22 protein-coding genes and 1 pseudogene are annotated in these 24,619 nt (G+C 71.1%); 16 read left to right on the forward strand and 7 right to left on the reverse strand.

Annotated elements, in window-relative coordinates:
• Positions 1–68: 68 nt before the first annotated feature.
• On the reverse strand, positions 69–986 hold the full coding sequence (locus ACIHFB_RS37095; RefSeq protein WP_400129342.1) for a 5'-3' exonuclease H3TH domain-containing protein: 918 nt from the start codon (positions 984–986) through the stop codon (positions 69–71).
• Between the two features lie 230 nt (positions 987–1,216).
• Between ACIHFB_RS37095 and ACIHFB_RS37100 the strand changes: the two genes are divergently transcribed.
• The 4 genes from ACIHFB_RS37100 to ACIHFB_RS37115 all read left to right on the forward strand — a co-directional run bounded on the left by ACIHFB_RS37100 (position 1,217) and on the right by ACIHFB_RS37115 (position 6,712).
• A complete protein-coding gene (locus tag ACIHFB_RS37100; RefSeq protein WP_365282396.1) occupies positions 1,217–2,305 on the forward strand; it encodes a glycine betaine/L-proline ABC transporter ATP-binding protein in 1,089 nt (362 codons plus the stop codon).
• Positions 2,298–4,907: an ABC transporter permease/substrate binding protein gene (locus tag ACIHFB_RS37105; RefSeq protein WP_365282397.1), complete on the forward strand. Its 2,610-nt coding sequence runs from the start codon at positions 2,298–2,300 to the stop codon at positions 4,905–4,907. Before ACIHFB_RS37100 ends, ACIHFB_RS37105 begins: the two co-directional genes overlap by 8 nt.
• A gap of 522 nt (positions 4,908–5,429) precedes the next feature.
• Positions 5,430–5,996: an XRE family transcriptional regulator gene (locus ACIHFB_RS37110; RefSeq protein WP_365282398.1), complete on the forward strand. Its 567-nt coding sequence runs from the start codon at positions 5,430–5,432 to the stop codon at positions 5,994–5,996.
• The gene (locus ACIHFB_RS37115) at positions 5,993–6,712 is read left to right on the forward strand and encodes a helical backbone metal receptor (RefSeq protein WP_365282399.1); all 720 of its coding nucleotides are present in this window, start codon (positions 5,993–5,995) and stop codon (positions 6,710–6,712) included. The genes ACIHFB_RS37110 and ACIHFB_RS37115 overlap by 4 nt, the downstream gene beginning before the upstream one ends.
• Here the strand turns inward: ACIHFB_RS37115 and ACIHFB_RS37120 are convergent.
• Positions 6,639–7,805: a TDT family transporter gene (locus tag ACIHFB_RS37120; RefSeq protein ID WP_400129222.1), complete on the reverse strand. Its 1,167-nt coding sequence runs from the start codon at positions 7,803–7,805 to the stop codon at positions 6,639–6,641. The genes ACIHFB_RS37115 and ACIHFB_RS37120 overlap by 74 nt on opposite strands.
• Positions 7,806–7,875: 70 nt before the next feature.
• On the opposite strand from ACIHFB_RS37120, the gene ACIHFB_RS37125 reads away from it, so the two are divergent.
• On the forward strand, positions 7,876–8,820 hold the full coding sequence (locus ACIHFB_RS37125; protein WP_365282401.1) for a LysR family transcriptional regulator: 945 nt from the start codon (positions 7,876–7,878) through the stop codon (positions 8,818–8,820).
• On the opposite strand, the gene ACIHFB_RS37130 is transcribed toward ACIHFB_RS37125, so the two are convergent.
• Entirely contained in the window at positions 8,785–9,507 is a 723-nt protein-coding gene (locus tag ACIHFB_RS37130) for a gamma-glutamyl-gamma-aminobutyrate hydrolase family protein (RefSeq protein WP_400129223.1), read from the reverse strand. The two genes, ACIHFB_RS37125 and ACIHFB_RS37130, sit on opposite strands and share 36 nt — an antisense overlap.
• Positions 9,508–9,580: 73 nt before the next feature.
• A complete protein-coding gene (locus ACIHFB_RS37135) occupies positions 9,581–10,324 on the reverse strand; it encodes an FCD domain-containing protein (RefSeq protein WP_365282403.1) in 744 nt (247 codons plus the stop codon).
• Positions 10,325–10,438: 114 nt separating this feature from the next.
• Here ACIHFB_RS37135 and ACIHFB_RS37140 point away from each other — a divergent pair, with 114 nt between their 5' ends.
• Genes ACIHFB_RS37140 through ACIHFB_RS37150 form a run of 3 tightly spaced genes read left to right on the forward strand, consistent with a single transcriptional unit; the run spans position 10,439 to position 13,958 of the window.
• Positions 10,439–11,803 carry a glutamine synthetase family protein gene (locus ACIHFB_RS37140; RefSeq protein WP_365282404.1) on the forward strand — a complete coding sequence of 455 codons (1,365 nt, stop codon included), beginning with the start codon at positions 10,439–10,441 and terminating at the stop codon, positions 11,801–11,803.
• A gap of 8 nt (positions 11,804–11,811) precedes the next feature.
• Positions 11,812–13,179: an aldehyde dehydrogenase family protein gene (locus ACIHFB_RS37145; RefSeq protein WP_400129224.1), complete on the forward strand. Its 1,368-nt coding sequence runs from the start codon at positions 11,812–11,814 to the stop codon at positions 13,177–13,179.
• A complete protein-coding gene (locus tag ACIHFB_RS37150) occupies positions 13,176–13,958 on the forward strand; it encodes a 3-oxoacyl-ACP reductase (protein WP_365282406.1) in 783 nt (260 codons plus the stop codon). Before ACIHFB_RS37145 ends, ACIHFB_RS37150 begins: the two co-directional genes overlap by 4 nt.
• A gap of 9 nt (positions 13,959–13,967) precedes the next feature.
• Here the strand turns inward: ACIHFB_RS37150 and ACIHFB_RS37155 are convergent, their stop codons facing one another.
• Complete coding sequence (locus ACIHFB_RS37155; RefSeq protein WP_365282407.1) at positions 13,968–15,170, reverse strand: amino acid deaminase/aldolase; 1,203 nt, start codon at positions 15,168–15,170, stop codon at positions 13,968–13,970.
• 1,180 nt (positions 15,171–16,350) lie between these two features.
• On the opposite strand from ACIHFB_RS37155, the gene ACIHFB_RS37160 reads away from it, so the two are divergent.
• Positions 16,351–17,100, forward strand: coding sequence for a hypothetical protein (locus tag ACIHFB_RS37160; RefSeq protein ID WP_365282408.1), 750 nt, complete (start codon positions 16,351–16,353; stop codon positions 17,098–17,100).
• The gene (gene mycP, locus ACIHFB_RS37165; RefSeq protein WP_400129225.1) at positions 17,097–18,263 is read left to right on the forward strand and encodes a type VII secretion-associated serine protease mycosin; all 1,167 of its coding nucleotides are present in this window, start codon (positions 17,097–17,099) and stop codon (positions 18,261–18,263) included. The genes ACIHFB_RS37160 and mycP overlap by 4 nt, the downstream gene beginning before the upstream one ends.
• 17 nt (positions 18,264–18,280) lie before the next feature.
• Here mycP and ACIHFB_RS37170 read toward each other — a convergent pair whose 3' ends face one another.
• On the reverse strand, positions 18,281–19,267 hold the full coding sequence (locus tag ACIHFB_RS37170; RefSeq protein WP_400129227.1) for a serine hydrolase: 987 nt from the start codon (positions 19,265–19,267) through the stop codon (positions 18,281–18,283).
• Positions 19,268–19,415: 148 nt separating this feature from the next.
• Between ACIHFB_RS37170 and ACIHFB_RS37175 the strand changes: the two genes are divergently transcribed.
• Positions 19,416–20,147, forward strand: coding sequence for an SseB family protein (locus tag ACIHFB_RS37175; RefSeq protein WP_365282411.1), 732 nt, complete (start codon positions 19,416–19,418; stop codon positions 20,145–20,147).
• Between the two features lies 1 nt (position 20,148).
• Here the strand turns inward: ACIHFB_RS37175 and ACIHFB_RS37180 are convergent, their stop codons facing one another.
• Positions 20,149–20,505: a DUF1844 domain-containing protein gene (locus ACIHFB_RS37180; protein ID WP_365282412.1), complete on the reverse strand. Its 357-nt coding sequence runs from the start codon at positions 20,503–20,505 to the stop codon at positions 20,149–20,151.
• Positions 20,506–20,840: 335 nt separating this feature from the next.
• Between ACIHFB_RS37180 and infC the strand changes: the two are divergent.
• The 5 genes and pseudogenes from infC (at position 20,841) to ACIHFB_RS37205 (ending at position 24,460) form a co-directional block, all read left to right on the forward strand.
• Positions 20,841–21,522, forward strand: a pseudogene (gene infC, locus ACIHFB_RS37185) (translation initiation factor IF-3).
• Between the two features lie 110 nt (positions 21,523–21,632).
• Positions 21,633–21,827 carry a 50S ribosomal protein L35 gene (gene rpmI, locus ACIHFB_RS37190; RefSeq protein ID WP_003947156.1) on the forward strand — a complete coding sequence of 65 codons (195 nt, stop codon included), beginning with the start codon at positions 21,633–21,635 and terminating at the stop codon, positions 21,825–21,827.
• 97 nt (positions 21,828–21,924) lie between these two features.
• Entirely contained in the window at positions 21,925–22,308 is a 384-nt protein-coding gene (gene rplT / locus ACIHFB_RS37195) for a 50S ribosomal protein L20 (protein WP_004933571.1), read from the forward strand.
• A gap of 104 nt (positions 22,309–22,412) precedes the next feature.
• Positions 22,413–23,261 carry an RNA methyltransferase gene (locus ACIHFB_RS37200; RefSeq protein ID WP_365282413.1) on the forward strand — a complete coding sequence of 283 codons (849 nt, stop codon included), beginning with the start codon at positions 22,413–22,415 and terminating at the stop codon, positions 23,259–23,261.
• Between the two features lie 50 nt (positions 23,262–23,311).
• Positions 23,312–24,460, forward strand: coding sequence for an ATP-binding protein (locus ACIHFB_RS37205; protein WP_365282414.1), 1,149 nt, complete (start codon positions 23,312–23,314; stop codon positions 24,458–24,460).
• The last annotated feature ends 159 nt before the right edge of the window (positions 24,461–24,619 follow it).

The raw sequence follows: 24,619 nt of genomic DNA on the forward strand, positions 1-24,619 counted from the left end.
AAGTTAGCATCTTCCCCCAGTTAACACCCAGCTCATGATGTTTTGATGAGCGCACGCCCCCGGAATCGTCACGTCCCGAGCGTCGTGAGCAGCCGCTGCAGTGAACCGCCCAGCCCCCAGCGCACCGCCAGCGCGTCCAGCGCCGCCGAGTCCCGCGGTGTACGCGGCACCGCCGTGTCGACATCCGGCAGCGGGACGTCGCCCGCGACCTTCACCACCGTCGGCGCGACCGCGACATACGGCCGCGACTCGTCGAGCCGTTTGCGCTGCGACGGGGTGAGCTTGGCCTTCGGGTCGTCGACCGCGGCCATGATCCCGGCCAGGTCCCCGAACTCGGCGAGCAGCTTGGCGGCCGTCTTCTCACCGATGCCGGGCACACCGGGCAGGCCGTCGCTCGGGTCCCCGCGCAGCGTCGCCAGATCCGCGTACCCCTTTCCGTCGACGCCGTACTTCTCGCGCAGCCACGCCTCGTCGGTGAGCTGGAGCGTGCCCACGCCCTTGAGCGGGTACAGAACGCGCACCCCGCGCGCGTCGTCCACCAGCTGGTACAGGTCACGGTCGCCGGTGACGATGTCGACCGGGCCGGTGGCGCGGGCGGTGAACGTGCCGATCACGTCGTCCGCCTCGTACCCCTCGACGCCCACGCGGGCGATGCCGAGCGCGTCCAGGACGTCCTCGATGACCGGCACCTGCGGCGACAGCGTGTCGGGCACCTCCTCCTCGTCCGGGCCGGCCTCGCGTTCCTCGGCCACCCGGTGCGCCTTGTACGAGGGGATCAGGTCGACCCGCCACTGCGGCCGCCAGTCGGCGTCCATGCAGGCCACCAGGGCGTCCGGGCGGTGGTCCTTGACCAGGCGGTCGATGAACTCCAGCAGTCCGCGCACGGCGTTCACCGGCGTGCCGTCCGGGGCCTTCACGGAGTCCGGGACGCCGAAATAGGCGCGGAAGTAGAGCGAGGCGGTGTCGAGGAGCATCAGTCGTCCCATCACGCCTCGCAATCATGCCGTACGGCACCGACAGTCACCCGTATGCATCACCCGGATGCCGCGCTCATTGCGAGCACCGCACGCAGGTAAAGGACTTGTGAACTGGAACACTCGTGCGTTTGACCTGTCAAAGCCAGGGCAGGCGCCGCCTCGGAGCGATGCCGGTTGCGCAGTTAAACGTTTGCGCGCGAGCCGCGCCCCATTCCTGGCTGTCGAGCAAAGAGGTACGCGTGTCATCAAGGCTTGAGGCAGAGCATCTGTACAAGGTGTTCGGCAGACGACCGGACGACGCAGTCGAGCGGCTACGGACGGGGGCCGACCGGGACGAGCTGCGCGCCGACGGCACCACCGCCGCCGTGATCGACGCGTCCTTCACCGTGGAACCCGGCCAGATATTCGTCGTGATGGGCCTGTCCGGGTCCGGCAAGTCCACGTTGCTGCGCATGCTCAACGGGCTCCTGGAGCCGACTGCGGGACAGGTCCGGTTCGACGGACAGGACCTGACCGCTCTCGGCGCCCGGGAACTGCGTGAGGTCCGCGCCAACAAGATCAGCATGGTGTTCCAGCACTTCGCGCTCTTCCCGCACCGCAGCGTCCTGGAGAACGCCGCCTACGGACTCGCCGTCCAGGGCGTCCCCCGCGCCGAGCGGGAGAAGCGCGCCACCGAGGCGCTGGAGATGTGCGGGCTGGCCGGCTGGGAGAAGTCCTGGCCCGACGAGCTGTCCGGCGGTATGCAGCAGCGCGTGGGCCTGGCCCGCGCCCTGGCCACCGACGCCGATCTGCTGCTGATGGACGAGTCGTTCAGCGCGCTCGACCCGCTGATCCGCCGTGACATGCAGGACCAGCTCCTGACGCTCCAACAGCGCCTGAAGAAGACCATCGTGTTCATCACCCACGACCTCAACGAGGCCATGCGACTGGGCGACCGCATCGCCGTCATGCGCGACGGCAGCATCGTCCAGATCGGCACCGCCGAGGACATCCTCGTGCGCCCCGCCGACGACTACGTGGCCTCGTTCACCAAGGACGTCGACCGCTCCCGCGTGCTCACCGCGTCCTCCGTCATGGACACGGACCTGCGCGGCGACGAGGCCGACTGCGACTGCGCGACCGCGACGCCCAGCACCCCGTTCCACGAGCTGTGCGCGCTCAGCGCCCGCCTCTCCCACCCCGTCGCCGTGCTCGACGGCAAGCGGAAGCTGGTCGGGGTCGTGCCACGACAGCGGCTCGTCGGCTTCCTCGGTGACGAGACGGGGAGCCCGGCACCGTGCGACTCCCCGCGGGACAAGGGCGGAGAGAAGGTGACGGCCCGTGCCTAGGATCGAGTTCGGCTCCTGGGTCAACGACGCGGTCGACTGGCTCACCACCCACCTGGGATGGCTCTTCGACTTCCTGGAGGAGGTGTTCCGCGGCGCCTACGAGGGTGTCGACGCCGTCCTTCAGGCGCCCGAACCGCTGCTCCTCGCAGGCATCTTCGCAGTGATCGCGTTCTGGCTGCGCGGCACGGTCGCGGGTGTCCTCACCTTCGCGGGATTCGCCTTCATCATCTCCCTGGAGTTGTGGGAGAACGCGATGATGACGCTGTCGCTCGTCTTCGTCGCCACCGTCATCGCCCTCGTCCTCTCGGTCCCGGTGGGCATCTGGGCGGCGCGCTCGAACCGGGTCAGCGCGGTCGTACGGCCCGCCCTGGACCTCATGCAGACGCTGCCGGCGATGGTCTATCTCATCCCGGCGATCCTCTTCTTCGGCAGCGGTGCCGCCGCGGGCATCGTCGCGACCCTGATCTTCGCTCTCGCCCCCGGCGTGCGCATGACCGAGCTGGGCATCCGCCAGGTCGACAAGGAACTGGTCGAGGCCGCCGAGGCGTTCGGCACCACCCCGCGCGACACCCTGCTGCGCGTCCAGTTCCCGCTCGCGCTGCCCACGGTCATGGCCGGCGTGAACCAGGTCATCATGCTCGGCCTGTCCATGGCCGCCATCGCCGGCATGGTCGGCGCCGACGGTCTCGGCGGCGACGTGAACGAGGCCATCGGCCAGCTCAACGTCGGCCTGGGCGCCGAGGCCGGTATCGCCATCGTGATCCTCGCGATCTACCTCGACCGCATGACCAGCGCGCTCGGCACCCAGGTGTCGCCGCTCGGCCGCCGCGCCGCCGCCCGGCTGCGTGCCGCGCAGGGCCTGAAGATCTGGTCGTACCGTCCCCGCCCGGCCGTCGCCATGGTCGGCGTCGTCGTCCTCGCGCTCGTCGCGGGCGGCATGGGCGTCTTCGGCGGGGACAAGAGCGAACCGGTCGCCGCCGACACGAACATCGGTCAGGGCAAGAAGCTCAGCATCGGCTACATCCCGTGGGACGAGGGCGTCGCCTCCACCTATCTCTGGAAGGAGATCCTGGAGCAGCGCGGCTACGAGGTGGAGACCAAGCAGTTCGAGGCCGGACCGCTCTACACCTCGCTCGCCCAGGGCGACGTCGACTTCGAGACGGACTCCTGGCTGCCGGTCACACACGAGCAGTACTGGAAGAAGTACGGCAAGCAGCTCGAAGACCTCGGCTCCTGGTACGGCCCCACCTCCCTGGAGCTGAGCGTGCCCTCCTACATGAAGGGCATCGACTCCCTGGAGGACCTCAAGGGCCAGGCGTCGAAGTTCGGCGGCAAGATCACCGGCATCGAGTCCAGCGCCGGCATGATGAGCCTGCTCAAGAGCAAGGTCCTCAAGGAGTACGGCCTCGACAAGGAGTACAAGGTCGTCGACAGCTCCACGCCTGCGATGCTGGCCCAGCTCAAGCGGGCCTACGACAAGCAGGAGCCGATCGTCGTCACGCTCTGGTCACCGCACTGGGCGTACAGCGACTACAAGCTGAAGAAGCTCGAGGACCCGAAGGGCGCCTGGGGCTCGGGCGACGGCGTGCACACCCTCGCGCGCAAGGGCTTCGCCAAGGACAACCCGGTCGTCGGCGAGTGGCTGAAGAACTTCAAGCTGACCGAGGACCAGCTCACCGGCCTGGAGTCGGAGATCAACAAGGCCGGCCAGGGCAAGCAGCAGGAAGCCGTGCGCACCTGGCTGAAGGCCAACCCCGGTGTCGTCGACAAGCTGGCCCCGGTGAAGAGCACCACGACCCCGGCCGAGGCCAAGCGTCCCGTGGACGTGGCCTGGTTCCCCTGGGACGAGGACGTCGCCGTCACCTACCTCTGGAAGAACGTCCTGGAGCGGCGCGGCTACAAGCTGAACCTCAAGCAGATGGACGTCGGCCCGGTCTACACCGGCCTGGCCTCGGGCGACCTCGATCTCAACTTCGACGCGTGGCTGCCGTACGCACAGTCCCAGTACTGGGACAAGAGCAAGGACAAACTCCACGACCTGGGCACCTGGTACGAGCCCACGTCACTGGAGGTCGCCGTGCCCTCGTACGTGAAGGGCATCGACTCCCTGGAGGACCTCAAGGGCAAGGCCGACACCTTCGACGGGAAGATCATCGGCATCGAGCCCGGCACCGGGGAGATGAACCTCCTCAAGACCAAGGTGCTGCCCGGGTACGGCCTCGACAAGGAGTACGACGTCGTCGACGGCTCCACACCGGCGATGCTGGCCGAGCTCAAGCGGGCCTACGCCAAGCAGGAGCCGATCGCCGTCGTCCTCTGGTCGCCGCACTGGGCGTACAGCGAGTACAAGCTGACCAAGCTCGCCGACCCGGACAAGTACTTCGGCGAGGGCAACACGATCCGCACCATCTCCAACAAGGCGTTCCCCGGGCAGTACCCGCAGCTCACGAAGTGGATCAAGAACTTCAAGATGAGCGAGGACGAGCTCGGCTCGCTGGAGCAGGAGATCAAGAACCGCGGCCAGGGCCACGAGGAGGAGGCCGTCGCCGCCTGGCTCAAGGAGCACCCGGACATGGTGAACCGGATGACCCCGGCCGCGTAGCCGCCGACCCGGCGCGCACCCCGGCCACCTGACCGGCCCCGGATGCGCGTCGCCCGAGGGGTGGGCATCGCCGTACGTCTTCCGTGCGTACGGCGAGGCCCACCCCTCGCGGCATTCCCCGGCACGGTCCGGGCCGACCAAAAGAATCCGGACAACCACACAGCGCTACGTCATCACCCGAGCCCGGGAACACCTGGGACTGCGTACGCATTGAACTGAACAGGACCTCTTTCGTGCTGATCGAGGGTCAGGGCGCCGTCCCCGATCCGGACGGTCACCCCGCCCTTCTGGCCAGCCTCTTCGTCCCTAAGGAGGAATCCGCGCCCGCGGAATCCGGAGAGCTGATCTACTGGCGAGAACTGTGGGGTCGTCCGGCACGCTGTGTGTCGGGGATGTGACAGGCGCATAAAACGGTTTGGCGAACATGCGTAGGGTGCAGAGAACTCACCAGAAGGAGTGCGCCCGGACGGCGGTGCACGGGCCGCGGACCGACGAGCCAGAGCGAAGGAGGGAGTCGGAGCGATGGGCGACCACAAAGAACAACCGCTTCGCGTGGGTGCGGCCGTACGGCGGCGGCGCCGTGCGCTGGAACTCACCCTCGCCGTCGTGGCCGAGCGCAGCGGCCTGTCGGTCCCGTTCCTGAGCCAGGTCGAGAACGACCGTGCGCGCCCCAGCAGAAGCTCCCTGGAGAAGATGGCCGACGCCCTGCGCACCACCGCCGTCGAACTCCTCGCCGCCGCCGACCCGGCATGCAGCGTCGACGTGGTGCGCGCCGACGGCGATCCGGGGCCGGAACCCCATGTGCGTTCCCTGGTGCGGGGTCACCACCAGATGCACGCCTCTGAGTTCACCGGCGACCATGACGCACGCCGTGAATTCCAGTACCGCAACGACCAGTTGATGTACGTGGCCGACGGAGTGGTGGAGATCGAGGCGGAGGGCCGCGCCTACCGCCTGGGCCGCGGCGACACCCTGTATCTCACCGGCGGCGTGCGCCACCGCTGGCGCGCGACCGAGCCGGACACACGGGTGGTCGTCGTCGCGGTGGCCGAGCACATCGAGGCGGTCCGGGACCGGCCGCGCCGGTGAGGGTCGTCTCCCTGGTGCCCTCGCTCACCGAGGCGGTGGCCGAGACGCTGCCGGGCGCCCTCGTCGGCGCCACCGACTGGTGCACGCATCCGGCGGACCTGGACGTGACCCGCGTCGGCGGCACGAAGAACCCGGCGATCGGCCGGATCACCGCCCTGCGCCCCGACCTGGTCCTCGCCAACGAGGAGGAGAACCAGGCACCGGACCTGCAAGCCCTGCGCTCCAAGGGGATCGCGGTCCTGGTCACCGAGGTGCGCAGTGTGCCGCAGGCCTTCCGCGAACTGGACCGGATGCTGACCGCCTGCGGAGCGAAGAGCCGCCCCCGCTGGCTGGACGAGGCGGAGACGCTCTGGTCGACGCTCCCGGCCCCGCAGACCCGCACGACGGCGGTCGTCCCCATCTGGCGCCGCCCCTGGATGGTCCTGGGCCGGGACACCTTCGCCGGCGACGTACTGTCCCGCCTGGGCGTGGAGAACCTCTACGCCGCCCACTCCGAGCGCTACCCCCGCATCCCGGTGGCCGAACTGTGTTCGGCGGCGCCCGACTTGGTGGTGCTCCCGGACGAGCCGTACCGCTTCACGGCCGACGACGGTCCGGAGGCCTTCCCGGATCTGCCCTGCGCGCTGGTCGGCGGCCGCCATCTCACCTGGTACGGACCGTCGCTGACCGAGGCGCCACGAGTGCTGGCCGAGGCCCTGCGAGCAGCTCACCGCTGACGAGGCCGCGCACTGTATGCAGCGCGGCCGTGCCCCAGGCGACGACGAGGACGGCGTACAAGCCGATCGCGAGCCACTCGAAGGCGACGAGGCCGGTGTGCCGGGCCAGCGCCTCGCTGCCGGTGACGCAGGTTCCGATGGGAAAGGTGAACGCCCACCAGGTCATGGAGAATCTCATCCCGTCCCGCCGGGCGCGCACCACATGGGCGGACGCGAATACGAACCAGAGCAGCGCGAAGCCCATGACCGGCACGCCGTACAGGACGGCGAGCATCCCGAACCCCTCGCTGTAGGGGGCGGGCACCACACCGGGGGCCACGTCCGCGACGTTGCCGACGGCGGTGGTGGACTGTCCGAGCGGTCCCAGGACGAGGAAGAGCGTGGGCGTGAGGGCGAGCGGCAGCGGCCCTCCGGTGATCAGTCGGCCGAAGATCATCGGCAGCATGAGCAGCGTCGCGAGGAGACTGAGCCCGAACATCGCGAAGCAGCCGAGCAGCAGCGTCTCCTGAGCCTGCCCCGGCGGCAGATGCGGCACGAGGAGCGGCCCGAGCGCGGCCGACACCATGGGCGCGACGACGGGCAGTAGCCACACGGGCGTGGCCTGGTGCGGCTCCACCCGATGCCGTACGGCCATCAGATACGGGACGGCGACGGCGGCCGCGAGCCCGACGACCGTACCGGCGGTGAACAGCACGGCGTCGAGGGCGACGGCCGCGTCCGTCCCGATCCAGTCCCGCCCGACGGTCAGGGCTCCGCCGCCGACGGCCAGCAGAGCCATGGCGAGGCAGCCGTAGAAGGGGACGACGGCCGGGTCGAGGAGATGGGCGCGGGCCTGGTCACGGTGGTAGGTCCAGTGCAGCGCCCGGGCGTGGAGCAGGGCGACGAGCAGGACGAAGGAGAGGGCCCACACCGTCGCGCAGAGGGTGCGCAGGCCGGGGATGCCGGAGAGGGGAGCGGGCAGGGCGGCGCCGGCGGTGGCGACGATGGCGGTGCCCATGACGCAGGCGTACCAGTTCGGTCCGAGGTGACGGACGGCCGTGGCACGTGGAGGCCGTGCGGTGGCACGGGGGAGGGGCTGGGCTGCGGTGACCATGCTGCAACGGTGCCGCCGGGGAACGCCGCCGACCAGGGGGTACGTTTCTATCAGGGCATAAGCTGTATTTATGAGCAGCGCCACGGCAGACCACCACCGTCCACCGGCCGCCCTCGCCCACCGGGTGCCGGACCTGGGAGCCCTGGAGCTGCTGCTGGCGGTGGCACGGCTCGGCAGCCTGGGCGGGGCGGCCCGTGAACTGGGCATCACCCAGCCCGCCGCGAGCAGCCGCATCCGCTCGATGGAACGCCAGCTGGGCGTCGCCCTGGTCGACCGCTCACCCCGCGGCTCCCGCCTCACGGACGCGGGCGCGCTGGTGACGGACTGGGCGCGCAGGATCGTGGAGGCGGCGGAGGCCTTCGACGTGGGCGCGCAGGCCCTGCGGGACCGGAGGGACTCCCGCCTCAGGGTGGCGGCCAGCATGACGATCGCCGAATACCTGCTGCCGGGCTGGCTGCTGGCGCTGCGCGCCGGGCGCCCGGACACGGCGGTGTCGCTCCACGCGGGCAACTCGGCGGCGGTCGCGGAACGGCTGCTCTCGGACGAGGCGGACCTCGGCTTCGTGGAGGGCCTGACCGTCCCGACGGGCCTCGACTCGGTCGTCATCGCCCACGACCACCTGATAGTCGTCACCGCCCCCGACCACCCCTGGGCCCGCCGCCGACGCCCCCTCGCAGCGGACGAACTCGCCGCCACCCCGCTGATCCTCCGCGAGGAGGGCTCAGGAACCCGCCAGGTCCTGGACGCGGCCCTGGGCGGCCTGGCCCGCCCCCTCATCGAACTCTCCTCCACCACGGCGGTGAAGGCCGCGGCGGTGAGCGGCGCTGGCCCGGCGGTGCTCAGCGAGCTGGCGGTCGGCGAGGAACTCTCGATGCGCAGGCTCGTGAGCGTCCCGGTGGCCGAGGTCTCCCTGGCCCGCGACCTGCGCGCGGTCTGGCCGACGGGACACCGCCCGACGGGCCCGGCGAGGGACCTGCTGTCACTGACGCGGCAATCCGGCCCTTCCGGCGTCTGAGGAGCACCCCGCCGCGCGCACCAACGCCTCCACCACGCGCAGATCCTCCCCCATCTCCGGATGCCACTGAACCCCCAACACCCAGCCCCGGGAAGGCAGTTCCACCGCCTCCACGGTCCCGTCCACCGCGTACGCCGACACCACGAGCCCCACCCCGAGCCGGTCCACCGCCTGATGGTGATACGTCGGTACGACCGTCTCCTCCGGGGCGACACCGGCGTACAGCGTCCCCGGCACGGGCTTGACCGAATGCCGCCCGAACACCCCGACCACCTCTGCGTGTCCGTCGAGGTGCTGCACGAGCGTGCCACCGAGGGCGACGTTCAGCAGCTGCATGCCCCGGCAGACGCCCAGCAGCGGGACACGGGCGGCCAGGGCGGCGTCGATCAGCGCCAGCTCCCAGGCGTCCCGCGCCCGCGCCGGCGGCCCGGTCCGGGCGTCGCGCTCGGCGCCGTACCGGACCGGCTCGACATCCGGACCGCCCGCGATCACCAGAGCGTCGATCCGGGCGACCGCCGCGGCGGCCCGCTCCGGGTCGTCCGGCGGGAGCATCGCGGCCAGCCCGCCCGCCGCCTGCACGAGCCGCGGATACCCGGCGGGCAGCAGCGCGGCCTCCAGCTCCCACACGCCCCAGCGCGTCCCGGCCTCCAGATACGTACTGATGCCGATCAACGGCCTGCCGGTCATACGTCCTCCCGCTCCCGCCAATGGATCGCGCTCACACCATTGCCGTAACCACCCGTGAACGGCAAGCCCGCCCTCAGGTCAGGAACCCCCGCAGCAGCGCCGCAGTGCCCCCGCAGTGCTCCCGCATCATCTCCCGCGCCCCGTCCGCGTCCCCGTCCAGCACCGCCTCGACGACTCCGATGTGCTGCCGCTGGGAGTGCTCCAGGTTGCGCACGAGCAGCGGGATGCAGTCCAGCAGGTCGTTCACGGTCGCCCGGACCGCCGCGTACTGCGCGGTCAGCGACGGCGACCCGCACAGGTCGGCGAGGGTGAGATGGAGCAGTGTGTCCAGCCGGCGGTAGTCCGACAGCGGCGCGTCCTGGGTCTGTGCGAGGGCCTCGCGGAGCCGGGCCGCCTGCTCGTCGGTCAGGCCGTGCGCGGCGCACAGGCCGGCCGCGCCCACCTCCAGCACCTCCCGGAAGCGCAGCACGTCCTCGATGTCGACCTCGGCGACCCGCCGCCGCAGCTCGTCCTCGCCGCCACCGTCCCTGCGGGGCAGCACGAAGGTCCCGCCGTAGCGTCCGCGCCGCGACTCGACGAGCCCCTGGTCCTGGAGCACCTTGAGCACCTCGCGCAGCGTGACCCGGCTGATGCCGAGCCGTTCCGCCAGCTCCCGCTCGGCGGGCAGCCGCTCACCGCCGGGCACCAGGCCGAGACGGACGACCTGGAGGATCTGCTCCAGCGCCTCCTCGAAGCCGTTGCCCGCCCGCACCGGCCGTAGCACCGGGGCCAGCCGGTCCGCCGCCGCGCTGTCAGGTTCGACCGGATCGACCGGCATAGGGACGTACCCCCTTCCCAAGCAATGGTTCTCGGCAATACCTTATGGCTCTCGACCTTATGGCCCTCGGCCTGGGCGAAACCAGTGCGCAGCAGCCCGAAGGAGGCCCTTCCCGTGCCAGACCGCACACCACCGCTCGGCATCGAGGAGCTGCACGCCCTCGTCGCGGGCGGTGAGATCGACACTGTCGTCCTGGCCTTCCCCGATATGCAAGGGCGGCTCCAGGGCAAGCGGTTCGCCGCCCGCTTCTTCCTCGACGAGGTCCTCCACCACGGCACCGAGGGCTGCAACTACCTCCTGGCCGTCGACACCGAGATGAACACCGTCGACGGCTACGCCATGTCGTCCTGGGACCGTGGCTACGGCGACTTCGCCATGCACCCCGACCTGAGCACCCTGCGCCGGGTCCCCTGGAACGAGGGCACGGCCATGCTCGTCGCCGACCTCGCCTGGGCCGACGGCTCCCCGGTCGTCGCCGCCCCGCGGCAGATCCTGCGCCGCCAGCTGGACCGGCTCGCCGAACTCGGCCTCACCGCCCAGGTGGGCACGGAGCTGGAGTTCATCGTCTTCAAGGACACCTACGAGCAGGCCTGGGACGCGGGCTACCAGGGGCTGACGCCGGCGAACCAGTACAACATCGACTACTCCGTCCTCGGCACCGGCCGCATCGAGCCGCTGCTGCGCCGCATCCGGAACGAGATGGCGGCCGCCGGCCTGACCGTCGAGTCCGCCAAGGGCGAGTGCAACCCCGGCCAGCACGAGATCGTGTTCCGCTACGACGAGGCACTCGTCACCTGCGACCAGCACGCGATCTACAAGACCGGCGCCAAGGAGATCGCCGCCCAGGAGGGTGTCTCCCTGACCTTCATGGCCAAGTACAACGAGCGCGAGGGCAACTCCTGCCACATCCACCTCTCGCTCACGGACACCGCGGGCAACAACGTCATGCCCGGGGACGGGCCCGGCGGCATGTCCGAGGTGATGCGGCACTTCCTCGCCGGACAGCTGGCCGCGCTGCGGGACTTCTCGCTGCTGTACGCCCCCAACATCAACTCGTACAAGCGGTTCCAGCCGGGCTCCTTCGCCCCGACCGCCGTCGCCTGGGGCCACGACAACCGCACCTGCGCACTCCGGATCGTCGGCCACGGCCGCTCCCTGCGCTTCGAGAACCGGCTGCCCGGCGGCGACGTCAACCCGCACCTCGCGGTGGCCGGGCTGGTGGCGGCCGGGCTGTACGGCGTCGAGCACAAGCTGGAGCTGCCCGATCCCTGCCCCGGCAACGCCTACACCGCCGAGTACGAGCATGTGCCCACCACCCTGCGCGAGGCCGCCGAGCTGTGGGAGAACAGCGCCATCGCCAAGGCCGCCTTCGGCGACGAGGTCGTCGCGCACTACCGCAACATGGCACGCGTCGAACTGGACACCTTCGACGCCGCAGTCACCGACTGGGAGCTGCGCCGCTCCTTCGAACGCATGTGAGGCCCTTCGTGTCCGACCGGCTCCAAGTACTCAACCCGGCCACCGAAGAGGTCGTGGCCACCGTCCCCGCCGCCGACGCGGCCGAGGTGGACCGCGCCGTCGGCCGTGCGATCGTCGCCCAGCGGTCCTGGGCGGCCGTCGCCCCCGCCGACCGGGCCCGGCTGCTGCGCCGCTTCGCCGACGTCGTCGACACCCACGTCGAGGAGTTGGCCCGGCTGGAGGTCCGCGAGGCGGGCCACGTCCTCGGCAACGCCCGCTGGGAGGCCGGCAACGCCCGCGACCTGCTGCTGTACGCGGCCGGCGGCGTCGAACGCCTCCTCGGCAGGCAGATCCCCGTACCGGGCGGCTGGGACGTCACCTTCCAGGAACCCCTCGGCGTGGTCGGTGTCATCGCGCCCTGGAACTTCCCGATGCCCATCGCCGCCTGGGGCTCCTTCCCCGCCCTCGCCGCGGGCAACGCGGTCGTGCTCAAGCCGGCCGAGACCACCCCGCTGACAGCGCTGCGGCTCGCCGAACTCGCGCTGGAGGCAGGCCTGCCGGAGCACCTGTTCCAGGTCGTCCCCGGCTACGGCCACATCGCGGGCCGGGCCCTGGTCGACCACCCCGACGTGGCGAAGATCGTGTTCACCGGGTCCACCCGCACCGGCCGCGAGGTCATGGAGCGCTGCGCCCGCCTGGTCAAGCCGGTCACCCTCGAACTCGGCGGCAAGAGCCCCAACATCGTCTTCGCCGACGCCGACCTGCCGACCGCCGTCGACCCCTTCTCGTTCCTGGACAACTCCGGCCAGGACTGCTGTGCCCGCACCCGGATCCTGGTCCAGGAGCCGGTGTTCGACGAGGTCCGCGAACTGCTCGGCGACGCGCTGGCCGCCGTGGTGGTGGGCGATCCCGCCGACGAGAAGACCCAGATGGGCCCGCTGATCAGCCGCCAACAGCTGGACCGCGTACGGTCGCTCGTCCCCGAGGACGCCCCGGCCCTGCGCGGCGATGCACCCGACGGACCCGGCTTCTGGTTCCCGCCGACCGTCCTCACCGGCGAGCGGCACGACTCCGAGGCGGCCCGCGAGGAGATCTTCGGCCCGGTCGCCGTCCTGCTGCCCTTCACCGACGAGGCGGACGCGATCCGGCTCGCCAACGACACCCCGTACGGCCTCGCGGGCTCCCTCTGGACCCGCGACCTGGGCCGCGCCCTGCGCGTCTCGGGGGCCGTCCGCATCGGCAACCTGTCCGTCAACTCCCACTCCGCCGTCCGCTATTGGACCCCCTTCGGCGGCTTCAAGCAGTCCGGCGTCGGCCGCGAGCTGGGCCCGGACGCACTCACCGCCTTCACCGAAACCAAGAACGTCTTCATCAGCACGGAGGGCCCCGCACAGTGACCGAAGAAATCGTGTGCCGCCGACTGGTCGGCCGCACCGCCGTCATCACCGGCGCCGGCAGCGGCATCGGCCTCGCCACCGCCCGCCGGCTCGCCTCCGAGGGCGCGCACGTCGTCTGCGGCGACGTCGACGAGCAGCGCGGCAAGGCGGCCGCCGAAGAAGTCGGCGGGATCTTCGTGAAGGTCGACGTCACCGACCCGGAGCAGGTCGAGACGCTGTTCAGGACGGCGTACGACACCTACGGCAGCGTCGACATCGCCTTCAACAACGCGGGCATCTCGCCGCCCGACGACGACTCCATCCTGGAGACCGGCCTGGAGGCCTGGAAGCGCGTCCAGGAGGTCAACCTCACCTCCGTCTACCTGTGCTGCAAGGCCGCCATTCCCTACATGCGGCGCCAGGGCAAGGGGTCGATCATCAACACGGCGTCCTTCGTGGCGAGGATGGGCGCGGCGACGTCCCAGATCTCGTACACGGCCTCCAAGGGCGGCGTCCTGGCCATGTCCCGCGAGTTGGGCGTGCAGTTCGCACGGGAGGGCATCCGCGTGAACGCCCTCTGCCCCGGGCCGGTCAACACCCCACTCCTCCAGGAGCTGTTCGCCAAGGACCCGGAGCGGGCGGCACGCCGGCTCGTCCACATCCCCGTCGGCCGTTTCGCGGAGGCCGAGGAGATCGCCGCCGCCGTCGCCTTCCTGGCCAGCGACGACTCCTCGTTCGTGAACGCCACCGACTTCCTCGTCGACGGCGGAATCGCGGGGGCGTACGTCACGCCCCTGTAGCCCACGGTCCTACAGGAACGTCTGACCTTCGCCCCGGTACGTCGGGACCGTCCCCGTGACCGTGTCGCCCTCGATCAGGTGCAGTACGTCGAACCGCTCGCACAGCTCGCCGGCCTTGGCGTGCCGGAACCACACCTTGTCGCCGATCAGCAGATCGTCGGCGGGCGGTCCCAGCAGCGGCGTCTGCACCTCACCGGCCCCTTCCTGCGGGTCGTAGCGCAGCCCCTGCGGCAGATACGGCACGGGCGAGCGGTCGGCCCCGGCGGCACCGGACGCCGGGTAGCCGCCACCGAGGACGGTCACCACGCCCACGCCCGGCCGGCGCACGACGGGCTGGGCGAACAGCGCGGCCGGACGCCCCCTGAAGGACGTGTAGTTGTCGAACAGCCGCGGCACATACAGTCCCGACCCGGCCGCGATCTCCGTGACGGCGTCCTCGGCGGCGGTGTGCTGCACACTGCCGGTGCCGCCGCCGTTGACGTACTCCAGATCGGGTACGACGGCCCGGACCGCCCGCACCACCTCGGCCCGGCGCTCGGCGAGCTCCCGGCGGGCGGTGGTCTGCATCAGCCGGACGGCACGGGAGCGCAGCGGCCGCCCCGCGATCGCGTCGCCGACACCGGCGATGTGCCCCTCGTAGGCCATGATCCCCACGAGCTTGAAGCCGGGCCGACGGGCCACCGTACGGGCCATGTCGGCGACTTGGGCGGGGGAGTGCAGGGGGGAGCGCCGCGCCCCGATCCGTACGCGTCCGCCGAGCAGCTTCAGGGACGTGTCCAACTCCAGGCAGACGCGCACGACTTCACTTCCACCGCCCCGGGACGCGTCGATGAGTTCGAGCTGTGCCGGGTCGTCGACCATCACGGTGACCGCCGCGGCAAGCTTGGGATCACCGGCCAGTTCGGCGAATCCGGAACGGTCGGCCGACGGATAGGCGAGCAGGATGTCGTCGAACCCCGACCGCGCCAGCCACAGGGACTCGGCGAGGGTGAAGGACATGATGCCCGCGAAGCCGTCCCGGGCGAGGACCCGTTCGAGCAGGGCCCGGCAGCGCACGGACTTGCTGGCCACCCGGATCGGCTTCCCGGCTGCCCGCCGGGCCAAGTCGTCCGCGTTTGTGTCGAAGGCGTCCAGGTCCACGATCGCGAGAGGAGCGTCGAGATGGGCGGTGGCCCGGTCGTAACGGGCCCGGTCGGCGGCGCGCGCAGTCATGAACGAAGCCTGCCAGACTGGATTACCGCAGGGTAGGGGGACGTTCCGGGCAGATGCCCCGGCGTCGTGGACTGGTTCCCGTTCGACCGGGGGCAACCCGTAGAGTTACGCGCACGCACGCAGGAACGACTCCGGCCGGCGCAAGGCCCGGGCACGACGAAACGGGGGGTGCATGAGCACGGAAGCCAGGCGCGCGCCCGTCCCCCCACGCCCGACGACGCCGCCCACGGTTCCGGAGGAGTACGACGAGACGGGGACCGTTGGACAGGCGTCCACTGAGCAGCGGGTGAACGGTACGTCGGATTCCGGTGCGGGTCCGGATACGTCATCCGGCGGAGCCCCGACGCCGGACGTGCCGTCCCAGGGCAGGGGCACTCGGCGGACCGCACCGGGCGCACAGGATGAGCGCGGTGCATCCGCCTCCTCCGACACCCGGCCCGGCTTCCCCGGCCGACGCGGCCCGTCCTCCCTGGACACCGCCGACACCGCTCCGCCCCCGCCGATCGCCTCGGCACGCTTCCCGGACACCCCGCCGCCGACCACCGCCGACACCGTCGTACCGCCACGCCCGGACCGGCAGCCGTCGACACCGCCGCCCCGCCCGGACGCCCCCGCAACGCCCTCGGCCCGTACGGGCGTACCGCCCACACCCGCCGAGGAGTTGAGGCGCCCCGCCGAGCCCCCGCGCCGCCCCCTCGCACAACCGCTGCCTCCCGAGGCCCCGCCCCGTCCCACCGCACAACCACTCCCGGCCGAGACCCCACGCCGTGCCGTCCCACGCCCGGCACCTACCGAGACCCCACGCCGTCCGGCAGCACAACCGGCTCCCACCGAGACCTCCCAGCGTCCGGTCGTCCCACCGGCACCTGCCGAGACCCCGCGGCGCCCCGCCGTACCCCCGGCTCCCGCCGAGCCCCCCCGGCGCCCCGCCGTACCCCCCGCACCCGCCCCCGTCGAGACCGTCTCCGAGATGACCACCCGGCTGCGCCCGATTCCGGCGGAGCCGGCATCTTCTGTTGAGGGCGGTGGGTCTGTGCGGTCCGAGGTTCGGACGGGGCCTGATCCTGCGTACTCCTGGGGTGCACCTGTGGCGCCGGGCGGGGCGGGGCGGCCCTTTGTGTCGTTGGGGGAGCCCGAGGGATACGACGAGCGGACGCGGCCGCGTCCGCTGGGGAGTCGGGTGCGCAACCGTACCGTCATGGCGGCAGCCTGTCTCGTGCTCGGGCTCGGGCTCATCGGCGGTGCGGTGACCGGGAGTTGGCTCATCCCCGAAGCGGGAGCGGGCGGCGCGAGCGGCACCTTCGCCACGGCCGGGAGCCTGTGGCACAGCGTGCCGGTCGACCAGCTGTTCCCGCCCGCCGTCGAAGGCCAGGGGGCCGGACCCGGCGGCGCCGACCGCAGCTGGACCCGTATCGCGGTCGCCCCGGACAGCGGCTGCAACGACGCCTTCGACCCGCTGCTGCGCAAGGCCCTCGCCCCCGTCGGCTGCCAGCGCCTGCTGCGCGCCACCTACACGGACTCCACGCAGAGCTACGTCACCACCGTCGGCCTGCTCTTCGCCAAGGCGGACTCCGCCGCCATGACCTCCCTGCGCACCCGCTTCAAGAACGAGGGCCTGGTCAGCCGTACCGACCTGATGCCCCGCGGGTACGCCGCGAAGGACACCGTGGCCGCCGGCTTCGGCGACGAGCAGCGTGCCTCGTGGACCGTCTCCGTCCTCACCGACGCCCCGGTCGTCGTCTTCGCAGTCTCCGGCTGGGCCGACGGCCGTACCGTCGACGAACCGCAGCCCGCCGCCGAGGCCATGAAGTCCGGCGCCACCACGGCCCTCGCGCAGGCGGGCCTGGGCCACGAGGCGAAGGGCCTCGCCGACCGCATCGAACGCGCGCTGCGCAAGACCGTCGACTCGGCCACGGAGCAGCCGTCATGACCGCCACCCGCCGGATCGGCCTGCTCAGCGTCCTGCTGGCCGCCTCCGTCGCCCTCGTCCCGCCCACCGTCGCGCACGCCGACGGCATACGCGCCAAGCAGTGGGCCCTCGAGGCCATGCACACCGACGAGGCCTGGCAGACCACCAAGGGCCGGGGCATCACCGTCGCCGTCCTGGACACCGGCGTCGAGTCCGACCACCCCGACCTCGCCGGCAACGTCCTCGACGCCAAGGACATGGTCGGTTTCGGCGCCGGACAGGGCGACCGCGCCTGGGCCCGCCACGGCACCGCGATGGCCGGCATCATCGCCGGTCACGGCCATGGCGTGGGCAATGCCGACGGCGTCATGGGCATCGCCCCCGAAGCCAAGATCCTCCCCGTCCGCGTGATCCTCGAAGAGGGCGACTCCGCCCGCGGCAAGGCCCGCAACACCCGCGGCAACGCCCTCGCCGAAGGCATCCGCTGGGCCGCAGACCAGGGCGCCGACGTCATCAACCTCTCCCTCGGCGACGACTCCAAGTCCGCCCACCCCGAACCCGCCGAGGACGAGGCCGTCCAGTACGCCCTGAAGAAGGGCTCCGTCGTCGTCGCCTCGGCCGGCAACGGCGGCGAGAAGGGCGACCACATCTCCTACCCGGCCGCCTACCCGGGCGTGATCGCCGCGACCGCCGTCGACCGCTTCGGCACCCGCGCCTCCTTCTCCACCCGCCGCTGGTACGCCACGGTCAGCGCCCCCGGCGTCGACGTCGTCATCGCCGACCCCGACCACAAGTACTACGAAGGCTGGGGTACGAGTGCCGCAGCGGCCTTCGTCTCCGGAGCCGTCGCCCTCGTCAAGGCGGCCCACCCGGGCCTGACCCCGGCCCAGATCAAGAAGCTCCTGGAGGACACCGCCCGCAACGCCCCGGCGGGCGGCCGCGACGACTCCCGCGGCTACGGCCTCATCGACCCGGCCGCCGCCATCAAGGCCGCCGACCGCCTCGAACCGGAGGCCCTGCGCGCGGCGGCCTACGGCGACAAGTACTTCGGCTCCGGCCCCGACGCCGACTCGGACGACGACGCCACATCGAGCTGGGCCGCCCCGCTGGCGGGCAGCGTCGGCGGCGTGCTGCTGGTCGTCGCGGTCGTCGTCTGGCGCGGCCGCCGCCACGAAGACGCGTAGCCGCCCGCCCGGCGAGCCTAGGAGGCCGACGCCGACGCCGACGCCGTCGAATCCGTGCCCGTGAACACCGAGACGGCCGCCCGCGCCGCCGCCTCGACCAGTGAAATCCCCTTCGCCTGCGTCGAGTTGCCGTCGGACAGCACCGCCACCAGACAGTCGTGACCGCCGACGGTGACCCGCCCGATGCTGTTGATGTCCCACAGCCCGGTGGCGCTGCGCGGCAACCAGCCGTTCTTCAGCGCCCACGCCGAGCCGTCGGCCGCGGCCGACACCCCCCACTGCTGCCCGACGGCTATCTGCCCCATCAGCCCCTGAAGATAGGACCGCGAGGTCTCGCTCAGCTCCGAGTCCTCCCCGAACACCTGCTGGAGCAGGACGAGTTGATCAGCCGCCGTGGTCTGCGTCAGCCCCCACAGCATGCCGTCGCCGCCCTCGGTACCGGTGAGCCCGAGGCGCTCGTTCGCGGCGTCGAGGCCGTCCGCCTGTCCGATCGTCCGCCACAGGGCCGACGCGGAGGCGTTGTCGCTGTTCTCGATCATCGCGGTGGCGTACGACTTCTCCGTCACGGTGAGCCCACGCCCCGCGTCCTGCGCCCGGAGCAGCAGCGCCGCCAGGATGTCGACCTTCACGATGCTCGCCGTATCGAACGCGCCGTCCCCGTAGGTGGCGCTCTCACCGGACTCCAGGTCCAGCACCGCCACCGACACCTCGGCACCGTCCTCGACGGTCACCGACCCCATCGCCTCGGCCAGCAGCTCGTCGTGGTCCACCACCGGCTGCGCCACCGTTTCCACCGATGCCTCCCCCGATGCCTCCCCGCTCGCCGAAGCCGACGGCGATGCGGAGACCGACGATACGGCCCCCACGGGGGAGTGCGCCTGCGCCTTCACGTACACGGTCCCCGCTGCCGTGGCGCCCACGACGGCGACGGCGGCGAGCGCGGTGTACACCGGGATGCGGCGGCGAAGCCGATCACTGCGTCGGGCGGCTCTGGGAGACTCCATTCCGGGATGGTCGGGCCCGCGGCTGTGCTGTCTGTTAGACGGAGGTTAGATCTGTGTCAGGGATGCCTGAGAAAGTACTGAAAGCGTGAAGCCCAGGTTTCCGGGGCCGCACAACCACAGCAGCATCCCCCCGATAGGGTCGGTGACCGTGGCGAACAAGAACATTCCCGACTCCGGCTTCCCCGACGACGACGGCTCCGCCGATCCCCGGCTGAGCGCCGCGCTCGCCGCCTGGGCCGAGGACCGCACCGCCGTGGGCCCGGTGCTCGAGGCCCTGAAGGGCGCCCGGCTCCTCGTCCCCGTCGTGGCCGTGCTCGGCGAGGTCGAGGAGGACGAGAACGGGCTGCGCCGCGAGAAGACCAGCGACATGGCCGTACCGACCCTGAAGGCCGGCGCCCGCACCGCCCTGCCCGCCTTCACCTCCACCGACTCGCTGACCCGCTGGGACCCCGAGGCCCGCCCCGTCGCCGTACCCCTGCACCAGGCGCTCCAGGCGGCGGCCCACGAGAAGGCGGACACGATCGTGCTGGACCTGGCCGGACCGGTGCCGTACGAGCTGGCGGGCCCCGCGCTGCTGGCGCTGGCCGAGGGCCGTACGACGGCCGATCCGCTCGCCGACCCCGCCGTGACCGGCGCCGTACGCGCCGCCGTGGCCGCCGAGCCCGCCGTCCTGCGCGCCTACCTCGGCCCCGGACAGGCGGACGGCACGCTCGCCCTCGTCCTCGACCCCGACGCGACCCCCGGCCCCGCCGCCCGCACGCTCGCCGAGCGGCTGGCCGCCGACGAAACACTGAGGGCCCGCCTGGTGCACGGCCTCGACCTGGCACTGCTGCCGGCCGGGACGACGCCACCCGGCGAGCCCTTGTACGTACGGGGATGAACTAGCCGTAGATCGGGCCGGTGTACTTCTCGCCCGGGCCCTGACCCGGCTCGTCCGGGACGACGGAGGCCTCGCGGAAGGCCAGCTGGAGGGACTTCAGACCGTCACGCAGGGGGGCCGCGTGGAAGGAGCTGATCTCGGTGGTGCTCGCGTCGAGCAGACCGGCGAGGGCGGACACCAGCTTGCGGGCCTCGTCCAGGTCCTTGTGCTTGTCACCCTCCTCCGTCAGGCCGAGCTTGACCGCGGCGGCGCTCATCAGGTTCACGGCGACCGTCACGATCACCTCGACCGCGGGGACCTCGGCGATGTCACGGGTCATGGCGTCGAAGTCGGGCGTCTCAGGAGGGGTGTCACTCATGCCGCACACGATAGGCCCCGATGCACGCCGGTTCGCACCACCCCCGGCTTGCTGCTAACCTTGAGTCACGACCGGTCGGACACAGCTGTGCTCGGCCCACAAGTGGAGGCTCCGATCTCCCACCTGACCGTCCCCCGGGACGGCGGGTCACCCCGGTCAGGCGGCCACCATCGTTCCGTACGGACGATGGAGTCGCCCGAAATTGCGCCCCGCGTCACTGCGGCGGTGCTCCGGCAGTGTTTGGAGCCCCGCATGTGATCGTCCGGGGCATTTTTGTTACCTCGGCGCGGTTAGGTCTAACGAAAGAGACATACGCGGCTGTCCGCCAGACCGCCGTGTGGTGCTAACCGAGGAGGATCCATCAGCGCCGAGCCCCGCATCAACGACCGGATTCGCGTTCCCGAGGTGCGACTTGTCGGTCCCAGTGGCGAGCAGGTGGGCATTGTCCCGCTGGCCAAGGCCCTGGAGCTTGCGCAGGAGTACGACCTGGACCTGGTCGAGGTCGCGGCGAACGCCCGTCCGCCCGTGTGCAAGCTCATGGACTACGGGAAGTTCAAGTACGAGTCGGCCATGAAGGCCCGTGAGGCGCGCAAGAACCAGGCGCACACGGTCATCAAGGAGATGAAGCTCCGGCCGAAGATCGACCCGCACGACTATGACACCAAGAAGGGTCACGTCGTTCGGTTCCTCAAGCAGGGCGACAAGGTCAAGATCACGATCATGTTCCGTGGCCGTGAGCAGTCCCGCCCCGAGCTGGGCTACCGACTGCTCCAGCGTCTCGCGGAGGACGTCCAGGACCTCGGCTTCGTGGAGTCGAATCCGAAGCAGGACGGCCGAAACATGATCATGGTTCTCGGTCCGCACAAGAAGAAGACCGAGGCGATGGCCGAGGCTCGCCAGGCGCAGGAGGCCCGCAAGGCCGAAGCGAAGGCCAACCCGGGCAAGTCGCAGAACGCCGCGGAGACCGACCACGACGTGGACGCCGAGGCTCCGGCCGAGGCTTCTGCCGACGCGTGATCCCGGGGGACGCCAGTCCCCAGGATGTAACCGAAACAAGAGCGACGCTCCACCGTGCCCGGTTTCACGACCGGGCACCGGAGCGCCACCGACGAGGAGATAACGGCGCTATGCCGAAGAACAAGTCGCACAGCGGTGCCAGCAAGCGCTTCAAGATCACCGGCTCCGGCAAGGTGCTCCGTGAGCGCGCCGGCAAGCGCCACCTGCTCGAGCACAAGTCGTCCCGACTGACGCGCCGCCTCACCGGCAACGCCGAGATGGCCCCGGGCGACGCCAAGAAGATCAAGAAGCTTCTCGGCAAGTGACGTACGGGCGCCACTGAGCGTCGTACGTCTGGACCGGGACCCCATCGATTCCGGGCCGTGTGAGTCCAACCACGGCCCCGCTACAAGGAGTTAACAAGTGGCACGCGTCAAGCGGGCAGTCAACGCCCACAAGAAGCGCCGGGCGATCCTCGAGCAGGCCTCCGGCTACCGCGGTCAGCGCTCGCGCCTGTACCGCAAGGCCAAGGAGCAGGTCACCCACTCGCTGGTCTACAACTACAACGACCGCAAGAAGCGCAAGGGTGACTTCCGCCAGCTGTGGATCCAGCGCATCAACGCCGCTGCCCGCGCCAACGGCATCACGTACAACCGCTTCATCCAGGGTCTGAAGGCCGCGAACGTCGAGGTCGACCGCAAGATCCTCGCCGAGCTCGCCGTCAACGACGCCACTGCGTTCGCCGCGCTCGTCGAGGTCGCTCAGAAGGCGCTTCCGGCGGACGTCAACGCCCCCAAGGCTGCGTGACGCAGGCGCTTGGCCCAGGCCGACGTGACTGGACGGACCCGTAGGTTTCTGCCTGCGGGTCCGTTGCTGTGTGAGCACAAGAACAGATGCTGAAGGTGAGTTGCATGTCCCCCGTCGCCCCCGAGCTCATCTCCCCGCGTTCGCCCCGTGTGCTGGCCGCGCGGCGGCTGGCCAAGCGGAACTTCCGGGGGAAGGAGCGGCTGTTCCTCGCGGAGGGGCCGCAGGCCGTGCGGGAGGCCGGGGAACGGCCGGACACGCTGGTCGAGTTGTTCGCCACCGTCGAGGCCGCGGAGCGGTACGCCGACATCATCGGGCGGGCCCGGGACACCGGCGCGCGGGTGCACCTTGCCTCCGAGCAGGTCATCGCCGACATCTCGACCACCGTCACGCCTCAGGGGCTCGTCGGTGTCTGCCGGTTCCTGGACACGCCGTTCGAGGAGATCCTCGCCGCCCGGCCCAAGCTGGTCGCCGTGCTCGCCCATGTCCGCGACCCCGGCAACGCGGGCACCGTGCTGCGGTGCGCCGACGCCGCCGGTGCCGAGGCCGTCGTACTGACCGACGCCTCCGTCGATCTGTACAACCCCAAGGCCGTGCGCGCCTCCGTGGGCTCGCTGTTCCATCTGCCCGTCGCCGTCGGCGTCCCCGTCGAGCGGGCCGTGGCGGGGCTCAAGGACGCCGGTGTGCGGATCCTCGCCGCCGACGGGGCGGGGACCGACGATCTGGACGACGAACTGGACAACGGCACCATGGGCGGGCCGACCGCCTGGGTGTTCGGGAACGAGGCCTGGGGGCTCCCGGAGGAGACCCGCGCACTCGCGGACGCCGTCGTGCGCGTTCCGATCCACGGGAAGGCCGAGAGCCTGAACCTCGCGACCGCGGCCGCCGTATGTCTCTATGCATCCGCCCGTGCACAGCGCGCCTCCGGAGGGTGCCGCTCCGTCACTGCGAGCTAGTAGGGTGACCTGCTCGGGGCCCTGCGCCGTCTGAGAGGTGGGGTACGGGGATGAGCATCGGCACCAGCAGCGCACCGGAAGCACGGGATGTGGGGCGACCGCCCGCGTCCCGGCCGTCCGGTGATCTCGCCGGGCTCGGCATCGACCCCGACCAGCTGCCCGACGGCCTCGTCGTCGCCGATGAGCACGGCCGGGTCATCTGCTTCAACGCCGCCGCCGAGCGCATCACCGCCGTCCCCGCCTCCGACGCCCTCGGCCTGCTCCTGGAGAAGGCCCTCCCGTTAGAGGACCTGGAGGGCAGGCGCTGGTGGCAGCTGACCGATCCGTACGGCGGGCTCGCCATCAGGGTCGGGCAGCCCGAGCGGAACCTGCTGCTGCCCGGCGGACGTGAAGTCCTCGTCTCCGCCCGGTACGTCCGTACCGCACCCACCGGGCCCGTGCACCGCGTCGTCGTCTCCCTCCGCGACACCGAGGCCCGCCGCCGCACCGAGCGCAGCCACGCCGAACTGATCGCCACCGTCGCCCACGAGCTGCGCTCCCCCCTCACCTCCGTCAAAGGCTTCACCGCCACCCTCCTCGCCAAGTGGGAACGGTTCACCGACGACCAGAAACGGCTGATGCTGGAGACCGTCGACGCCGACGCCGACCGCGTCACCCGCCTCATCGCGGAACTCCTCGACATCTCCCGCATCGACTCCGGGCGGCTGGAACTGCGCCGCCAGCCCGTCGACATCGGCGCCGCCGTCGGCCGGCACATCCAGGCGTACGTCGCCGCGGGGCTGCCCGCCGACCGGTTCCTGCTGCGCATCGAGCAGCCGCTGCCCGACCTGTGGGCCGACCCCGACAAGGTCGACCAGGTGCTGAGCAACCTGCTGGAAAATGCGGTGCGGCACGGCGAGGGAACCGTCACCATCGATGTCACGCCCGCGGCGTCTCCCCGGGAGAGGGAAGACGTCGAGAACGCGGCCACATCGGTCACCGTGAGCGACGAGGGCCCAGGCATCCCGGAGGAGTCCATGAACCGCGTCTTCACCCGCTTCTGGCGGGGCAGCAAGCGCGGCGGCACCGGCCTCGGGCTCTACATCGTCAAGGGCATCGTCGAGGCCCACGGCGGCACCATCACGGTCGGCCGCGCCCCCGGCGGCGGCGCCGAGTTCCGATTTACGTTGCCCGTGAGCACTCCGGCCTACCTGACCTGAGCGGCCCGCGGGCGCAATCGCCTGTCCCAACCCCGTTAGACTCGGCCTTTGGCACCTTTGTGTCCCAAAAACCGTGACGAACTGTCCACGAGTCGGTACGGGACCTTCAGCCTGGGGGCACCTCCCAGCGGTAGCTGGGGGACAATCGGAAGCACGGGA

It is taken from the genome of Streptomyces sp. NPDC051963, from assembly GCF_044593495.1.
Classification (GTDB): Bacteria; Actinomycetota; Actinomycetes; order Streptomycetales; family Streptomycetaceae; genus Streptomyces.

What these genes read in the sequence shown, in the direction of transcription:
- ACIHFB_RS37205 (WP_365282414.1), top strand. Translation starts at nt 23,312, where the DNA reads ATGAGCATCGGCACCAGCAGCGCACCGGAAGCACGGGATGTGGGGCGA.
- mycP (WP_400129225.1), top strand. Translation starts at nt 17,097, where the DNA reads ATGACCGCCACCCGCCGGATCGGCCTGCTCAGCGTCCTGCTGGCCGCC.
- rpmI (WP_003947156.1), top strand. Translation starts at nt 21,633, where the DNA reads ATGCCGAAGAACAAGTCGCACAGCGGTGCCAGCAAGCGCTTCAAGATC.
- ACIHFB_RS37130 (WP_400129223.1), bottom strand. Translation starts at nt 9,507, where the DNA reads ATGACCGGCAGGCCGTTGATCGGCATCAGTACGTATCTGGAGGCCGGG.
- ACIHFB_RS37180 (WP_365282412.1), bottom strand. Translation starts at nt 20,505, where the DNA reads ATGAGTGACACCCCTCCTGAGACGCCCGACTTCGACGCCATGACCCGT.
- ACIHFB_RS37095 (WP_400129342.1), bottom strand. Translation starts at nt 986, where the DNA reads ATGGGACGACTGATGCTCCTCGACACCGCCTCGCTCTACTTCCGCGCC.
- ACIHFB_RS37200 (WP_365282413.1), top strand. Translation starts at nt 22,413, where the DNA reads ATGTCCCCCGTCGCCCCCGAGCTCATCTCCCCGCGTTCGCCCCGTGTG.
- ACIHFB_RS37120 (WP_400129222.1), bottom strand. Translation starts at nt 7,805, where the DNA reads ATGGTCACCGCAGCCCAGCCCCTCCCCCGTGCCACCGCACGGCCTCCA.
- ACIHFB_RS37135 (WP_365282403.1), bottom strand. Translation starts at nt 10,324, where the DNA reads ATGCCGGTCGATCCGGTCGAACCTGACAGCGCGGCGGCGGACCGGCTG.
- ACIHFB_RS37170 (WP_400129227.1), bottom strand. Translation starts at nt 19,267, where the DNA reads ATGGAGTCTCCCAGAGCCGCCCGACGCAGTGATCGGCTTCGCCGCCGC.
- ACIHFB_RS37155 (WP_365282407.1), bottom strand. Translation starts at nt 15,170, where the DNA reads ATGACTGCGCGCGCCGCCGACCGGGCCCGTTACGACCGGGCCACCGCC.
- ACIHFB_RS37110 (WP_365282398.1), top strand. Translation starts at nt 5,430, where the DNA reads ATGGGCGACCACAAAGAACAACCGCTTCGCGTGGGTGCGGCCGTACGG.
- ACIHFB_RS37125 (WP_365282401.1), top strand. Translation starts at nt 7,876, where the DNA reads ATGAGCAGCGCCACGGCAGACCACCACCGTCCACCGGCCGCCCTCGCC.